Below are 14,534 nucleotides of genomic sequence, written 5' to 3' on the forward strand. Positions count from 1 at the left end.
AAATATTTTATATATATAATATAATACATAATAATTAAGTATGATATACCATAATTGAAATGAAACCAAATATTAATAATAATAATTGTAATTGATTATAATATACATGTTTTTCATTTTTTTTTACGTATATCTATCTATATCGTTTTATATCTGTCATGATCATTTAATCAATTTATTATTATGCTGACTCCAGCAACTTTAAAAATATACAACGCATCAGCCGGTTCGGGAAAAACTTTTTTTTTGGTAAAAAATTATCTTTATATCTTATTCAAAAGCGTTCATAACGATGAATTTAAACGTGTTTTAGCCTTAACTTTTACAAATAAGGCTTCTGAAGAAATGAGAAGACGCATATTACAATGTATAAAAGAATTTTCTAATCAAAAAGTTAGTGAAGAATATCGTTCTTTATTCTCTCATTTTGAAAAAGATTTAAAACTAACAAAATATCAGCTATCCAAACGTGCTAAAAAAATATTATCTGCCATTTTACATGATTTTTCTTCTTTTTCTATAAGTACTATAGACAAATTTACTTATAGAACTATTCTATCTTTTTTCTACAAAAAAAATATAGATTTAGAAATGGATACCAATAGGGTTTTATTGAAAATAATTGACAATCTGCTATTAAGACTCACAAATTCAGAAACTTGGTCAAATGTTTTGGTACAATTTACCTTGGAAAAATTAAAAGAAGGAAAAAATTGGGATATACGAAATGAACTGTTTAAAATTGCTTCCCTTATAGTAGAAGAAAATAGTTTTTTTCCTATAAAAAAAATAAAAATGTATTCATTTCATGATCTGATTCTCCTAAAAAAAACTTTGTTAAACAGAACTAAAAAATTTGAAAAAAAATGCAAAAAACAAGGAAAAAAGTTTTTTGAATTTTTGAAAAAAACATCCATTCAAAAACATTCATTTTTTCATTCAGATTTACCTAGATTTTTCAAAAAATTATGTCAAGGAGATCTTTTTATAAATCCTTTTAATAAAAGACTTGAAAAGTTTATTCATATGGGGATATTATATTGTAAATGGATAGATATAGATCAAAAAACATTGATCTCTAAAAATAGAGATAAAATACTTCTTTTATATCAAGAAACAAAATCTCTATACAAAAAAGACATTTCTTCCTATCTTTTAGATAAACTTTTTTTAAAAAATTTTAGTGTTTTATCAATAATACATGAAATAGAAAAAGAATTACATTCCTTAAAAGAAGAAAGGAAAATTCTTTTAAATGCAGAATTAAATAAAATCCTTTATGAAAGGATTATTCAAGAACCATTTCCTCATATTTATGAAAAAATGGGAATCCAATATAAACATTATTTTATAGATGAATTTCAAGATACTTCATTTTTACAATGGCATAATATTAGAATTTTAGTTGAAAATGCTTTATCAGAAAATGGTTCAGCTATGATCGTAGGAGACCCTAAACAATCTATATATAGGTGGAGAGGTGGAGATCCTAAGCAATTTCTTAATTTAATTTCTTATTCATCCAAATCTTATCATAAACAAGTTTTTACGATAGAAACTAATTTTCGCAGTTATGAAGAAATTGTAAAATTTAACAATTCCCTTTATCAATCTGTATCTAAAATTTTTCATTCTTCCATTTACCAAAATATCTATAAGAATTCCAAACAAAAAATATTAAAAAAACCTGGAGGATATGTTGAATTAAATTTTCTTTGTGTAGAAAAAAATAATTATAAACAATATGTTTATTTACACATAAAAAATAGAATAAAAAAATTGTTAAAACAAAAGTACAAATTATCGAACATAGCTATCTTAGTTAGAAGTAACGAAGAAGGAAATTTTTTATCTGAAAAACTTATCAGAGATGGATTTATTGTAAATACTTCCGTATCACTTCTTATAAAGAATCATTTAGAAATAGAAATAATTATTTCTTTTTTTTATGTTCTTATCAAACCTCATTGTTATCAAAAAAGAGCTTATTTGATTTTGTTATTGTTACAAAATAAATTAATTTGTACTAGAAAAAAAAATCATGATTTTTTGATGGAAATTATTTTTTTACCATTAAATATTTTTTTGAAAAAAATTTTTTTTCAAAAAAAATCATTCGACTTAAATAATTTATATCGTCAATCTATCTATGATCTAGCAGAACAAGTAATTCAATCATTAGGTTTTTTCAACAACAATCAATCTTCTTATTATAATAAGACTTCATCAATTTATTCTTTTTTAGACTTTATTCATAGAACAATGAAAAGTGTAGGGAATTCCATTATAGATTTTTTAGAATCTTGGGAATTCAAAAAAAAAAAAGAAAGCATTATTGTTTCTGATAATATAGATGCTATTCGCATTATGACTATTCATCAGTCTAAAGGATTACAATTTCCTGTTGTCCTTCTTCCTTTCACAGACTGGAATGCTTGTTCAAGTTCAAGGAAAAAAAAAGAAGGATCATGGATTAATGTTCCCCCTCATTTATATCATGGATTAAATGCGCTCTATTTAGAAATAGAAGCCTCTTTTCAAAAGATAGATGATAATTATATCAAAAATTTTTATGAGGATTATTTATCAAATATTAGGTTTGATAACCTCAATTTGTTATATGTTGCAACAACCCGTTCTGTAGAACAATTATTTATTTTTTCTAAATATGAAAATGATAAATCTGTATCTTTTTACATTAAAAACTTTTTACGTGAAAAAAAATTATGGAATAAAAAAAAATTTCAGTATTCTTTTGGAGAAGAAAAAAATTTTTCATTAAAATAAAAAATATATTTTAGTTTGTTGTTATGTTCTTTTGTTTTTTTATTGAACATGTTTTTCTGCATGATAAGAAGATCGGACTAAAGGTCCACTTTCCACATATTTAAATCCCATTTCCAATCCTATTTTTTTATATTCTTGAAATTGTTCCGGTAAAACAAAAGAATGAACAGGGAAATGCTTAAAAGAAGGTTGTAAATATTGTCCCAATGTCAAAATATCAACTTTAGAATTCTTTATATCTCTCATTGTTTCTAATATTTCTTTCTTTGTTTCACCCAATCCCAACATGATTCCTGTTTTTGTCCTAATACTCTTATTTATTTTTTTAATAAATTGTAAAACTTCAAGACTACGATTATATTTAGCTTGAATCCTAACTTTTCTTGTTAATCTAGAAACTGTTTCTACATTATGAGAAATAACTTCCGGTTTTATATTAATGATTTGATCTATTATTTTTTTTTCTCCTTTAAAATCAGGAATTAATGTTTCTATTGTAATAGATGGATTAAGATCACGAGTTACTTTTATAGTTTTTATCCATATGGAAACACCCATATCTTTTAAATCATCTCTATTTACAGAAGTAATCACCGCATGTTTAATTTTCAATATTTTAATAGATTTAGCCACTTTTTCTGGTTCTTTCCAATCTACTTTTTCAGGACGTCCTGTTTGAACTCCACAAAATCGACAAGATCTTGTACAAATATTTCCTAGAATCATAAAAGTAGCGACTCCTTTTCCCCAACATTCTCCTATATTAGGACAATTCCCACTTTGACAAATCGTATTCAATTTGTGTAAAGAAACTAATTTCTGTAATTCATTATAATTTTTCCCCATTGGAAGTTTTACTTTTATCCAACTAGGTTTTTTTTTAATTATATTCATGGTCATTATTTTTTTTATTAGATTAGAATCAAATTAATTTTTTTTATAAATTTGTTCGTTTTTTTTGTGTTTTTTTTATGGAAATATTAGTCAAAGATATTATTTATCAATTAGAGGATTTAGCTCCTATAGAATATGCAGAATCCTATGACAATATAGGTTTAATCGTAGGATCATATGATCAAAAAATAAAAAATATTCTCATCACTTTAGATATTACGAAAGAAGTCATTATTGAGTCTATAAATAAAAAATGTAATTTTATTATTTCATTTCATCCTATCCTTTTCAAACCAATCAAAAGTTTAACTGGAAATACTTTTTCAGAAAGAGTAATAATTTCTGCAATAAAATATAATATAGCAATTTATATAATTCATACCAATTTAGACTCTATATGGGAAGGAACTCATTCTTATTTATCCAAACTGTTGGAATTTAATAGAGAAAAAGTTTTGCTTCCTAGAAAAGGAATTATGAAAAAATTAACAACATATGTTCCTATCTCTCATGCAGAAAAAGTAAGAAATTCTTTATTTGAGGCAGGAGCTGGGAATATTTCTAATTATAGTCATTGTAGTTATAATTTTGATGGATTTGGAAGTTTCATGGGAAACGAAAAAACCAAACCTTTTTCTGGAAAAAAAGGTGTTTTTCATATGGAAAAAGAAACTTGTATTAATGTTATTTTTCCATATCATAAATTAAATGTAATCAAAAAAGCACTTTTTACAAGTCATCCTTATGAAGAAATAGCTTACGAAATTTATAATATTGAAAATATAAGTTCTTATCTAGGAATAGGAGTGGTAGGATTTCTTACAGAAGAAATGAATGAATACGATTTTCTTATTTATTTAAAAAATAAAATGAATTTACCATGTATACGACATTCTCCATTTACAGGAAAAAAAATAAAAAAGGTAACAATGATAGCAGGTTCAGGAAGTTTTGGAATTGAAACTGCGATAAAAGAAAAAGCGAATGTATTCATTTCATCTGACTTAAAATATCATGATTTTTTCAAATCAGAAAATAAAATTTTGATTGTAGATATAGGACACTATGAATCTGAAAAATGCACGAAGCATTTACTAAAATATTTTTTAAAAAAAAAATTTGTTCATATTTCTATTTTTGAATCAGAAATACATACTAATCCAGTTAAATATTTCTATTAAAAAAAAAATATTATGGAAAAATGGAAAATAAGAAACAATCAGCTGTAACTGTAGTAGATAAATTAAGAGTTTTATATAATATTCAATTAATAGATTCTCGTATAGATGAAATACGAAATTTTCGAATCAATATTCCCATAGAAATAAAAATTTTGGAAGAAGAACTTGAAATAATGAAAAAAAAATTAAAAAATATTCATCACGATATTCTTTCTCTCAAAGAGAATATAGATAGACAAAACAAAGTCGTTAAATCATCAGATTTATTCATAAGAAAATATGAAAAACAAAAGAATAATATAAGAAAAAATAACAAAGAATTATATTCACTCGAAAAAGAAATTTCTTATCAAAAATTAGAAATTCAATTATCTAAGAAAAAAATCAAAGAAATTCATCTAAATATTCATAAAAAAAAAGAAATTTTAGAAAAAAAAAAGGAAATATTAAAAAATAAAAAAGAGCATATTTTTCATAAAAAAAAAGAATTAAATCAGATTTTTTTAGAAAATGAAAAAGAAGAAAAGATTTTACTAGAAAAATCTATTTTTTTTTCTAAAAAATTAGATAATAGTTTATTAAAAATTTATAAAAAAATAAGAAAGGGTGTAAAAAATGGGATAGCTGTTGCTCCAGTACAAAGAGGAGCTCCCTTAGGATCTTATTTAGCAATTACTCCTCAAAAATATTCAGAACTTATACAACGGAATAAACTGTTAATAGATGAACATAGTGGAAGAATATTAATAGATTATGAATTAGCTGAAGAAGAAAAAAAAAAATCTTTTATTTTTTGTTCAAAAAAACAGAAAAAGTAAAAAAAATTCTCTATTTAGAAAATCAATACTACAAAAAAATAAAATTATGGTACGTACTTACTCTTCCAATGAAAGAAAAAAAATCAAAATAAAAGATTTTGAATTGTTGGAGGCAAACTCTGGTAAAAAAAAATTTTTAAAAAATTTTTTTTCAGATAAGGCAACTGTAATTATGTTTATTTGCAATCATTGTCCGTATGTTAAACATATTAATGCAGAATTAGTTCGTTTAACGAATGATTATACCAAAAAAGGAGTTTCTTTTTTAGCTATAAATTCTAATGATATAGAAAAATATCCGGAAGATTCTCCTGAAAAAATGAAGGAAATCTCTCATCAATTACGTTATCCATTTCCTTATTTTTTTGACGAAACACAAGAAGTTGCCAAATATTATGGAGCTCAATGTACTCCTGAATTTTTCATATTTAATGGAACAGGAGAATTATGTTATCATGGACAATTAGACGATTCTAGACCAACAAATGGAATCCCAGTTACAGGATACGATGTCAGAAACATATTAAAAGATCTTATAATAAATGGAAGAGAAATCAAAAATATTATTACAAAACCTAGTTCTGGTTGTAATATTAAATGGAAAACATAAGATTTTTATAATAATTAGGAATTATATTTAAAAAATAATCAATAGATTCGGAAAGACTTTTTTCTAACGTTCCTCCTGCAGCATTTTTGTGTCCACCTCCTCCAAAATGTTTTCTAGCAAATTGATTGACATCAAAATGACCTCTTGAACGAAAAGAAATTCTAATTGGATATTGTTTTTTTTCTTCAAAAAAGAAAACAGAAAAAACAATGTTTTTTATTCCTAATCCATAAGTAATAATCCCTTCTGTATCTCCTTGCTTGTAGGGATAAAAATTAATATCCGATGCATTAATACTTGTATAAGCTGTACGATATTTTTCTATCACTTTCAATTTTTTTAATGCTTTAGACAAAAGTTTTAACCTATTTTCGTTGTATTTTTCGTGTAAATGATTGTATATTTTTTCTATGTTAATTCCTTTTTCTATTAATTTTCCTGCAATAAAATGAGTTTCAGACGTCACAGAAGGGAAACGAAAAGAACCTGTATCCGTCATTATACCAACGTATAAACACGTAGCTATCTCTTTATCGATTTTATCTAAATGATTCATTTCAGATATTAATCTAAATACTAAAATGCTGGTAGATGAAGCTGTTGGATCTGAAAACATAAAATCAAAAGAAAATGGATATGGATGATGATCTATTAATATTTTTTTTGCTTTAGAAAATAAAAAAAATTTATTTATAGTATTTATTCTGGAATAATTGTTAAAATCTATAAAAAAAATGTAATCGGAATCTATAATTTTTTCTTTTACCAAAGATTGAGTTTTTTCTGAGAAAACAATAATATCTTTACTTCCAGGAAGCCATTTTAAAAATTCAGAATATTCTGTAGGAGATATTAAATCTACATCATGTTTAAGTTTTCTGAAATAAAATAAAAGAGCTAAAGAAGAACCTAAAGCATCTCCATCTGGATGAACATGTGGTAATAATACAATTTTTTTTCTCTTTTTTCCGTTAATGCTAGAAAAAAACATATATTTTTAATTATTTTTTTTCAATCCTAAATCTTCTCCTTTTTTTAACATCATGAAATAAGCAGAATGAAATTCATTGGATATTTTTCCTTCTAAAATAGATTCTTTAATAAAATTTTTTATGATCCCTATTTCTTTGCATGGATGAATATGGAAAGCTTTCATAATATCATTTCCTGATATAGGAGATTTCCAATTTTTTATACGATCTTTTTCCTCTAATTGTTTAATCCTTTTCATTAAAAGACAAAAATTTTTTTTATATTGTTTCTTTTTTTCTAGATTGTTTGTAGTGATATCTGCTATACATAATTTGATTAAATCTCCTATATCTTCCCCCATATCAAATAATAATCTACGTATAGCAGAATCTCTAGTATTTTTTTCTATTAATGCAATAGGCCTGTAACTATGTTGTATCATTTTTTTTACATACTTCAGAGGGATTCCTTTTGGTAACTTTAAACGTTTAAAAATATTCGTAACCATTTTGGATCCTACAAATTCATGCGAATGAAAAGACCAACCTATTTTTGGTAAAAATTTTTTAGTATAAGATTTTCCTATGTCATGAAGTAAAGCGGCCCATCTTAACCAAATAGAATTGGTTTCTTTACTGATATTATCTACTACTTGTAAAGTATGATAAAAATTATCCTTATGTTTATATCCGTTTTTTTCCTCTATTCCTTGCAACAATGTTAGTTCTGGTAATATTATTGATAATAATCCAGATTTATATAATAAAAATAATCCTATAGAAGGATTTTTAGATAAAAGAATCTTATTGAATTCGTCTATAATTCTTTCTATAGAAACAATATTGATTCTATTTTTATTTTTTTGAATAGATAGAAATGAAGATTCTTCAATAAAAAATTGAAGTTGAGTCGCAAAACGAATTGCTCTCATCATTCGTAATGGATCATCAGAATAAGTGATATCTGAATTTAATGGAGTTTTTAAAATTTTTCTTTTTAAATCTAACAACCCTCCAAATGGATCTATCAATTCCCCATAATTATTTTCATTTAAGCTAATAGCTAAGGCGTTAATTGTAAAATCTCTTCTATTTTGATCATCTTGTAATGATCCAAATTCTATAACAGGATGACGACTATGAGAACAATACGATTCTTTTCTAGATCCTACAAATTCTATTTTTTGATTATTATACTCTAACATAGCAGTTCCAAAACGTTTAAATATATTTATTCTAGGAGAAGGTTTTATATATTTAGAAACTTCTTTTGCTAGGAGAATTCCTTCTCCTATAGTTAAAATATCTAAATCTTTGGAATCATTTTTACCTAATAAAAAATCACGAACATAACCACCTACGACGTAACAATCTTGTTGTATCTTCTTGGCTGAACGACTAACAATGCGAAATATTTCCTTATTATGAAGAGCAGAAACTAATTTCATGGAAATTACATCCGTAATATTTTAATCTTATTATTTGAAACAATTTTAATTATGGAAGAACCATTATATCTAGATTTTTCTTTTCTACGAAAATTCACTGCATAATCTATTTGATTTAAAATAGAAGGATTAATTTCAGAAAAAGATTGAGGAGGAGGAAATCCTGATAAATTAGCAGAAGTAGAGACTATTGGTCTATCTAATTTTCTAATTAAATGAGCACAAAATGGATCTTTTGTTAAACGGATAGCTAGAGTATTGCTTTTATTTTTTTTACTAAATAAATTCGTAACTGTTTTACGAATATTCTCGTATACAATAGTAATGGGTTTTTTCCTATGAGAATAATTCTCATTTATTAATTTTATAACTAAATCAGGAATCTCTTTTACTAATTCGGATAAACGCTCCATACTTTCCACTAAAAGTATCATATTTTTAGAAAGATTTCTGTTTTTTATTTTATATATTTTCTCTACAGCATGTAAATTAAAAGCATCACATCCCAATCCCCATACGGTATCTGTAGGATATAATAAACACTTTCCCCTTTTTAAAAAAGTTACACTTTTTTTTATTTCTCTATAAAAAAAAAACATAATAATTAATTCACAAGATTATGTGTTCTTAACGCTTCGTTTAAAGAAGTTTTTTTGTTCGTACTCTCTTTTCTTTTTCCTATAATTAACGCACATGGAATAGGATATATCCCTGAAGGAAATTTTTTTGGATAAGATCCAGGGATCACTACAGAAGATTTAGGAATAATTCCTTTCATCTCAACAGGTTCTTCATTTGTCACATCCAAAATTTTAGTAGATGAAGTTAAGACAACATTTGCTCCTAATACGGCTTCTTTTTCTATAAGAACTCCTTCTACTAAAATACATCTAGATCCAATAAAAACATCATCTTCTATAATTACTGGAGAATCTTGTATTGGTTCTAAAACTCCTCCTATTCCTACTCCTCCACTTATATGAACACGACTTCCAATTTGAGCACAACTTCCTACTGTTGCCCATGTATCTATCATCGTATTTTCTCCTATATAGGATCCTATATTTACATAAGAAGGCATCAAAATGACTCCAGGAGAAATATAAGAACCATAACGAGCTACAGCATGAGGAACTACACGAATTCCTTTATCTTTAAATTTATTTTTTATAGGAATTTTATCATAAAACTCTAATGGTCCTAATTTGAATACATTCATTTTTCTAATAGAAAAGTATATTATTATAGCTTTTTTTACCCACTCATTCACTATCCACTTTCCACTTGAAAATTCAGCAACTCTTATATTTCCTTGTTCTATATGATCAATAACTTCAAGGACCACATTTTGGATATTACTATCTGTATTCCACGTCTCTTTCTTATTATTCCAAGCTTTTTCTATTTTAATTTTCAGATTCTCCACTTTTCACAAATCTTTTTTATAAAAAAACAAAAGTAGTAAAAAATAAATAAGATAACAAGTATATCTTTGTTTTTTAAGAAGAAAGAATGACAAAAATATTGGGAATAGATTATGGAAATGTAATCACTGGATTATCTATAACAGATTCTGAAAAAATATTTGCATTTGGACTAAATGCAATCCCTACTCAAAAATTAATGAATTTTTTATCTATGCTTATAGATAATGAAAAAATAGAAAAAATTGTTATAGGATTACCAAAAACATTAAATAACAAAAATGCTTTAATAGAAAAATCTATTCAAAAATTTATTTATAAATTTCATAAAAAATATCCTCAAATTATTATAGAACGATTAGATGAACGGTTTACATCTAAAATGGCTTTTTATACTATGATTGAATTAGGATTCAAAAAAAAAAAAAGAAAACAAAAAATAATTTTGAACCAAATTAGTGCTATTCTCATTCTGCAATCTTATCTTAAAAAAATAGAAAAAAAATAAGGTATGGTTTTACCTATAGTCATTTATGGTAATCCTATTCTTAGGAAAAAATGTATAGATATCGATATTTTTTCCTTTTGCAATAGGAATAGGAGAATAAAAAAAAAAGAAATCAATCAATTAATAAAAGATATGTTTGAAACTATGCACACAGTCAAAGGAATAGGATTAGCAGCTCCTCAAGTTGGAAGAAATATAAGACTTTTCATAATCGAAGTAGAAACGACGACATATTTAGAATATGGTAAAAAAATAGATAATAATTATAAAGAGGTTTTTATTAATGCTAGAATCTTAAAATCTTATGGAGAAGAATGTCAATTTTACGAAGGATGTCTTAGCATTCCTGGAATCATGGGATTTGTAAAGAGAAAATCTCATGTATTAATAGAATATTATGATCATAATTGGAAAAAAAAGAAAAAAATTTTTAAAGGGATATGTGCTCGAGTGATTCAACATGAATATGATCATCTTAATGGAAAACTTTTTATAGATTATTTTTCTTACATGAAAAAAAAATTAGCAAAAAGAAAACTAATTAATCTATTAAAAACAGTACAAAAAAAATGACTATGATATAAAATTATGAAATAATATGATCAACTAATTTTTTGAAAGTCTCTGGATCGTTCATAGAAAAATCGGAAAGAAACTTTCTATTGATTTTAATTTTTTTATCGGATAATTTTTTCATAAAAACAGAATAGGAAATTCCACCATGTTTACGGATTCCTGCATTAATACGTTGAATCCAAAGAGATTTAAAATCTCTTTTCTTTTTTTTTCTACCTGAAAAAGCATAACTAAAAGATTTTTCCACAGCATTTTTAGCAACTGTATAAACTTTACTTCTTGCTCCATAAAAACCCTTTGCTAATTTAAGTATTTTTTTTCTTCTTCGTCTAGAGGAAACTGCATTTGTAGATCTAGGCATAAGTTAAAGTTGTTTCTTTATATTTTTTTGATCTGAATTTTTCAATATCGAAAATCTAGAAAGATTTCTTTTTCTCTTTTTCGATTTTTTGGTTAAAAGATGATTTTTGAACGCATGTTTCTTTTTGAGATATCCATTAGATGTTTTTTTAAATCTTTTTTTTGATCCTGATTTTGTTTTTAATTTAGGCATATTAAAATTTTTTAGGAGATAATATCATATACATTCTTTTTCCTTCCATAACCGGCATTTGCTCTACTTTCCCATATTCTTCAATTTCTTCTGCAAATTTTAACAATTTTATTTTTCCTTGATCTTTGTACACGATAGAACGTCCTTTAAAAAAAACAAATACTTTCACTTTATCTCCACGCATTAAAAATTTTTCAGCACTTTTTATTTTTACTTTTCCATCATGATCCCCGATTTGGGGCCCAAATCGTATTTCCTTAGTATTAACTTTAACTTGTTTTGCTTTAAATTGTTTTTTTTTCTTTTTTTGTTCATACAAAAACTTTTTGTAGTCCAATATTTTGCATACTGGTGGATTCAATTTAGGATTGATTTCAACCAAATCTAATTCTTTATCTTTAGCAAGTTGAAGAGCTTCTTGAATAGAGTAAATTCCATTTTTTATAAAAGAATCTACACCAACCAATCTAACTTCATGGAAATCAATATTTTCATTGATCCTATGTCCCTCTTTTTTTTGTGGTAGTGGACGGAAAACTTTTTTCTTTCCTCTTAAAAATTTCTTTTTTATAATGATAGATATATTTAATTAAATTCTTTTTCTTTAAAAATGGTTTCTATTCCATTAGGAATAGTGAATAATCCCATGTGACCTAACCCATGACGTCTAAGTGAAATCATCTCATTTTTTTCTTCTTTTTCTCCTAATATAACCATATAGGGAATTTTATGATCTTCCGAATCTCTTATTTTTTTATTAATTTTCTCATTTCTACTATCAATAAATACACGAATATCGTTATTTATCATCAAATTTAAAATTTTTTTTGCATATACTATATATTTATCACTTATAGGAAGTATAACTACCTGGTTAGGAGCTAACCATAAAGGTAGATTTCCCTTTGTATGTTCTATGAGAATAGCTATAAGACGTTCTAAGGAACCAAAAGGTGCACGATGAATCATTACGGGACGATGTTTTTCATTATTTTTTCCTTTATAAGACAAATTAAATCTTTCAGGTAAATTAAAATCTATCTGAATAGTTCCTAGTTGCCAGTTTCTCCCCAAAGAATCTTTGATAAGAAAATCCAATTTTGGTCCATAAAAAGCAGCTTCTCCATAATTTATAGATGCTTGTATTTTTTCTTCTTGAACTATTCTTAAAATAATTTTTTCAGCTTTATCCCAATTTTTTTCTGATCCAAGATAGGTTTTTTTTGGATCTCTAAGAGAGACTCTCACTGTGTACTCTAAAAAACCTAGACGACGAAATACGTAAAAAACTAAATTTATTACTTGTTTAAATTCTTCTAATAATTGATCATATGTACAAAAAATATGTGCATCATCTTGTGTAAAACATCTAACTCTTGTCAGACCCTGAAGTTCTCCAGTTTGTTCATAACGATATACTGTTCCAAATTCTGCAAAACGTTTAGGAAGATCACGATAAGACCATTCCTGTGAACTATAAATTTCACAATGATGAGGACAATTCATTGGTTTTAAAAGAAATTCTTCTTTTTTGCTAGGAGTTTGAATAGGTTGAAAACTATCTTCTCCATATTTATTCCAATGTCCGCTAATAACATATAATTTCTTATGTCCAATATGTGGAGTAATAATCATTTCATATCCTGATTTTTTTTGAATATTGGTTAAAAATTCTTCTAAATTTTTTCTAAAAATTGTTCCTCTAGGCAACCATAATGGTAATCCTCTTCCTACTCTATCAGAAAAAATAAAAAATTTTAGTTTTTTACCTATTTTTCTGTGATCTACTACTATATTTGGATCTTCTTTTGTTGAAGTTGAAACTGAAGATTTATCTGACATACACTTAAAAAAAACCAGAAAAAAATTTTTTTAATAACTCTAAAAGAAGTTACGAGTTTTTTCTTATAATATAACTTATTATAAAAAAAAGAATAAATATAATACAGAAGCAATTATACTTCCTACAATAGGTCCTAATACAGGAATGAAAGCGTAATTCCAATTACTTTTACCTTTTCCAGGTATTGGAATGATAGAATGTATGATTCTTGGTCCTAAATCACGAGCAGGATTTATAGCATATCCAGTTGTTCCTCCTAAGGATAACCCAATTCCCAATACAATTAAAGCTGATGGAAAAGCTCCTAAAAAACCTAATTTTACAATAGAATATTTTTTTTCATTTAAAAAAATCAATTCTTCTGTAAGAAAGAAAGAAACAAATACAAAAACAAAAGTAGCAAAGACTTCGCTTAAAAAATTTGAAAAAAAATTTTTTATAGAAGGAATTGTAGCAAAAACAGATAATTTATCTTGTTCATTTTTAGTTTCTAAAAAATGATCTTTATATAAAATCCATACTAATAAAGATCCTAACATTGCTCCTATAAATTGAGAAATAATATAATAAGGGACAAGATCCCAGTTAAACTTACCAACTATAGCTAAACCTATTGTCACAGATGGATTTAAATGTGCTCCACTATAAGGAGCAGAAACTAAAATTCCCATAAAAACAGCTAAAGACCATCCAATAGAAATAGTCAACCATCCTCCATCTTCATGTCCTTTAGTTTTAGACAGAATTACATTTGCTACAACTCCATTTCCTAAAAAAACCAGTATCATTGTTCCTATTATTTCTGCATATATTTTTGTCATGTTCAAATATAAAATAAATAAAAAAAATATTAGTTTTTTAGTTAAGTTAGTTTAGGAGTAAGAGGAATAAGGAAAATAAATAGTAGTAGTAAAAGGAATA

The 14,534-nt window shown here is 25.5% G+C and carries 16 protein-coding genes; 6 read left to right on the forward strand and 10 right to left on the reverse strand.

Annotated features, from left to right (window positions below; all coding sequences use genetic code 11):
- Positions 1-183 precede the first annotated feature (183 nt).
- Entirely contained in the window at positions 184-2,787 is a 2,604-nt protein-coding gene (locus H0H53_RS00815) for a UvrD-helicase domain-containing protein (protein WP_185870640.1), read from the forward strand.
- A gap of 39 nt (positions 2,788-2,826) precedes the next feature.
- Here H0H53_RS00815 and lipA read toward each other — a convergent pair whose 3' ends face one another.
- Positions 2,827-3,681: a lipoyl synthase gene (gene lipA / locus H0H53_RS00820; protein ID WP_185870641.1), complete on the reverse strand. Its 855-nt coding sequence runs from the start codon at positions 3,679-3,681 to the stop codon at positions 2,827-2,829.
- 77 nt (positions 3,682-3,758) lie between these two features.
- Between lipA and H0H53_RS00825 the strand changes: the two genes are divergently transcribed.
- From H0H53_RS00825 to H0H53_RS00835, 3 genes are read left to right on the forward strand one after another with little or no spacing between them, the layout of a single operon-like run.
- On the forward strand, positions 3,759-4,862 hold the full coding sequence (locus tag H0H53_RS00825; RefSeq protein WP_185870642.1) for a Nif3-like dinuclear metal center hexameric protein: 1,104 nt from the start codon (positions 3,759-3,761) through the stop codon (positions 4,860-4,862).
- 20 nt (positions 4,863-4,882) lie between these two features.
- On the forward strand, positions 4,883-5,680 hold the full coding sequence (locus H0H53_RS00830; protein WP_185870643.1) for a zinc ribbon domain-containing protein: 798 nt from the start codon (positions 4,883-4,885) through the stop codon (positions 5,678-5,680).
- 46 nt (positions 5,681-5,726) lie between these two features.
- A complete protein-coding gene (locus H0H53_RS00835; RefSeq protein ID WP_185870644.1) occupies positions 5,727-6,290 on the forward strand; it encodes a thioredoxin family protein in 564 nt (187 codons plus the stop codon).
- On the opposite strand, the gene H0H53_RS00840 is transcribed toward H0H53_RS00835, so the two are convergent.
- From H0H53_RS00840 to H0H53_RS00855, 4 genes are read right to left on the reverse strand one after another with little or no spacing between them, the layout of a single operon-like run.
- Complete coding sequence (locus H0H53_RS00840; RefSeq protein ID WP_185870645.1) at positions 6,274-7,281, reverse strand: DHH family phosphoesterase; 1,008 nt, start codon at positions 7,279-7,281, stop codon at positions 6,274-6,276. The genes H0H53_RS00835 and H0H53_RS00840 overlap by 17 nt on opposite strands.
- Before the next feature lie 6 nt (positions 7,282-7,287).
- Entirely contained in the window at positions 7,288-8,709 is a 1,422-nt protein-coding gene (locus H0H53_RS00845; RefSeq protein WP_185870646.1) for a CCA tRNA nucleotidyltransferase, read from the reverse strand.
- Between the two features lie 5 nt (positions 8,710-8,714).
- Complete coding sequence (locus tag H0H53_RS00850) at positions 8,715-9,308, reverse strand: L-threonylcarbamoyladenylate synthase (RefSeq protein WP_185870647.1); 594 nt, start codon at positions 9,306-9,308, stop codon at positions 8,715-8,717.
- Between the two features lie 5 nt (positions 9,309-9,313).
- Complete coding sequence (locus H0H53_RS00855; protein ID WP_185870648.1) at positions 9,314-10,135, reverse strand: 2,3,4,5-tetrahydropyridine-2,6-dicarboxylate N-succinyltransferase; 822 nt, start codon at positions 10,133-10,135, stop codon at positions 9,314-9,316.
- An 86-nt stretch (positions 10,136-10,221) separates the two neighbouring features.
- Here H0H53_RS00855 and ruvX point away from each other — a divergent pair, with 86 nt between their 5' ends.
- Positions 10,222-10,641, forward strand: coding sequence for a Holliday junction resolvase RuvX (gene ruvX / locus H0H53_RS00860; protein ID WP_185870649.1), 420 nt, complete (start codon positions 10,222-10,224; stop codon positions 10,639-10,641).
- Positions 10,642-10,644: 3 nt separating this feature from the next.
- A complete protein-coding gene (def, locus tag H0H53_RS00865; RefSeq protein ID WP_185870650.1) occupies positions 10,645-11,214 on the forward strand; it encodes a peptide deformylase in 570 nt (189 codons plus the stop codon).
- Between the two features lie 13 nt (positions 11,215-11,227).
- Here the strand turns inward: def and rplT are convergent, their stop codons facing one another.
- From rplT to H0H53_RS00890, 5 genes are all read right to left on the reverse strand, one after another.
- Entirely contained in the window at positions 11,228-11,578 is a 351-nt protein-coding gene (rplT, locus tag H0H53_RS00870) for a 50S ribosomal protein L20 (protein ID WP_185870651.1), read from the reverse strand.
- Positions 11,579-11,581: 3 nt separating this feature from the next.
- On the reverse strand, positions 11,582-11,770 hold the full coding sequence (gene rpmI / locus H0H53_RS00875; RefSeq protein WP_185870652.1) for a 50S ribosomal protein L35: 189 nt from the start codon (positions 11,768-11,770) through the stop codon (positions 11,582-11,584).
- A gap of 1 nt (position 11,771) precedes the next feature.
- Positions 11,772-12,236, reverse strand: coding sequence for a translation initiation factor IF-3 (gene infC / locus H0H53_RS00880; RefSeq protein WP_317168600.1), 465 nt, complete (start codon positions 12,234-12,236; stop codon positions 11,772-11,774).
- A gap of 119 nt (positions 12,237-12,355) precedes the next feature.
- The gene (gene thrS, locus H0H53_RS00885; RefSeq protein WP_185870653.1) at positions 12,356-13,612 is read right to left on the reverse strand and encodes a threonine--tRNA ligase; all 1,257 of its coding nucleotides are present in this window, start codon (positions 13,610-13,612) and stop codon (positions 12,356-12,358) included.
- A 78-nt stretch (positions 13,613-13,690) separates the two neighbouring features.
- Positions 13,691-14,434, reverse strand: a complete 744-nt coding sequence (locus H0H53_RS00890; RefSeq protein WP_185870654.1) for an MIP/aquaporin family protein — start codon at positions 14,432-14,434, stop codon at positions 13,691-13,693.
- Positions 14,435-14,534 lie beyond the last annotated feature (100 nt).

This window comes from Blattabacterium cuenoti (assembly GCF_014251955.1).
GTDB lineage: Bacteria > Bacteroidota > Bacteroidia > Flavobacteriales > Blattabacteriaceae > Blattabacterium > Blattabacterium cuenoti_L.

Bases quoted from the DNA above. Each gene is read 5' to 3' on its own strand.
- def (WP_185870650.1), top strand. From the start codon at position 10,645: ATGGTTTTACCTATAGTCATTTATGGTAATCCTATTCTTAGGAAAAAA.
- H0H53_RS00845 (WP_185870646.1), bottom strand. From the start codon at position 8,709: ATGAAATTAGTTTCTGCTCTTCATAATAAGGAAATATTTCGCATTGTT.
- thrS (WP_185870653.1), bottom strand. From the start codon at position 13,612: ATGTCAGATAAATCTTCAGTTTCAACTTCAACAAAAGAAGATCCAAAT.
- rpmI (WP_185870652.1), bottom strand. From the start codon at position 11,770: ATGCCTAAATTAAAAACAAAATCAGGATCAAAAAAAAGATTTAAAAAA.
- ruvX (WP_185870649.1), top strand. From the start codon at position 10,222: ATGACAAAAATATTGGGAATAGATTATGGAAATGTAATCACTGGATTA.
- H0H53_RS00815 (WP_185870640.1), top strand. From the start codon at position 184: ATGCTGACTCCAGCAACTTTAAAAATATACAACGCATCAGCCGGTTCG.
- H0H53_RS00825 (WP_185870642.1), top strand. From the start codon at position 3,759: ATGGAAATATTAGTCAAAGATATTATTTATCAATTAGAGGATTTAGCT.
- lipA (WP_185870641.1), bottom strand. From the start codon at position 3,681: ATGAATATAATTAAAAAAAAACCTAGTTGGATAAAAGTAAAACTTCCA.
- rplT (WP_185870651.1), bottom strand. From the start codon at position 11,578: ATGCCTAGATCTACAAATGCAGTTTCCTCTAGACGAAGAAGAAAAAAA.
- H0H53_RS00830 (WP_185870643.1), top strand. From the start codon at position 4,883: ATGGAAAATAAGAAACAATCAGCTGTAACTGTAGTAGATAAATTAAGA.
- H0H53_RS00840 (WP_185870645.1), bottom strand. From the start codon at position 7,281: ATGTTTTTTTCTAGCATTAACGGAAAAAAGAGAAAAAAAATTGTATTA.
- H0H53_RS00835 (WP_185870644.1), top strand. From the start codon at position 5,727: ATGGTACGTACTTACTCTTCCAATGAAAGAAAAAAAATCAAAATAAAA.
- H0H53_RS00890 (WP_185870654.1), bottom strand. From the start codon at position 14,434: ATGACAAAAATATATGCAGAAATAATAGGAACAATGATACTGGTTTTT.
- H0H53_RS00850 (WP_185870647.1), bottom strand. From the start codon at position 9,308: ATGTTTTTTTTTTATAGAGAAATAAAAAAAAGTGTAACTTTTTTAAAA.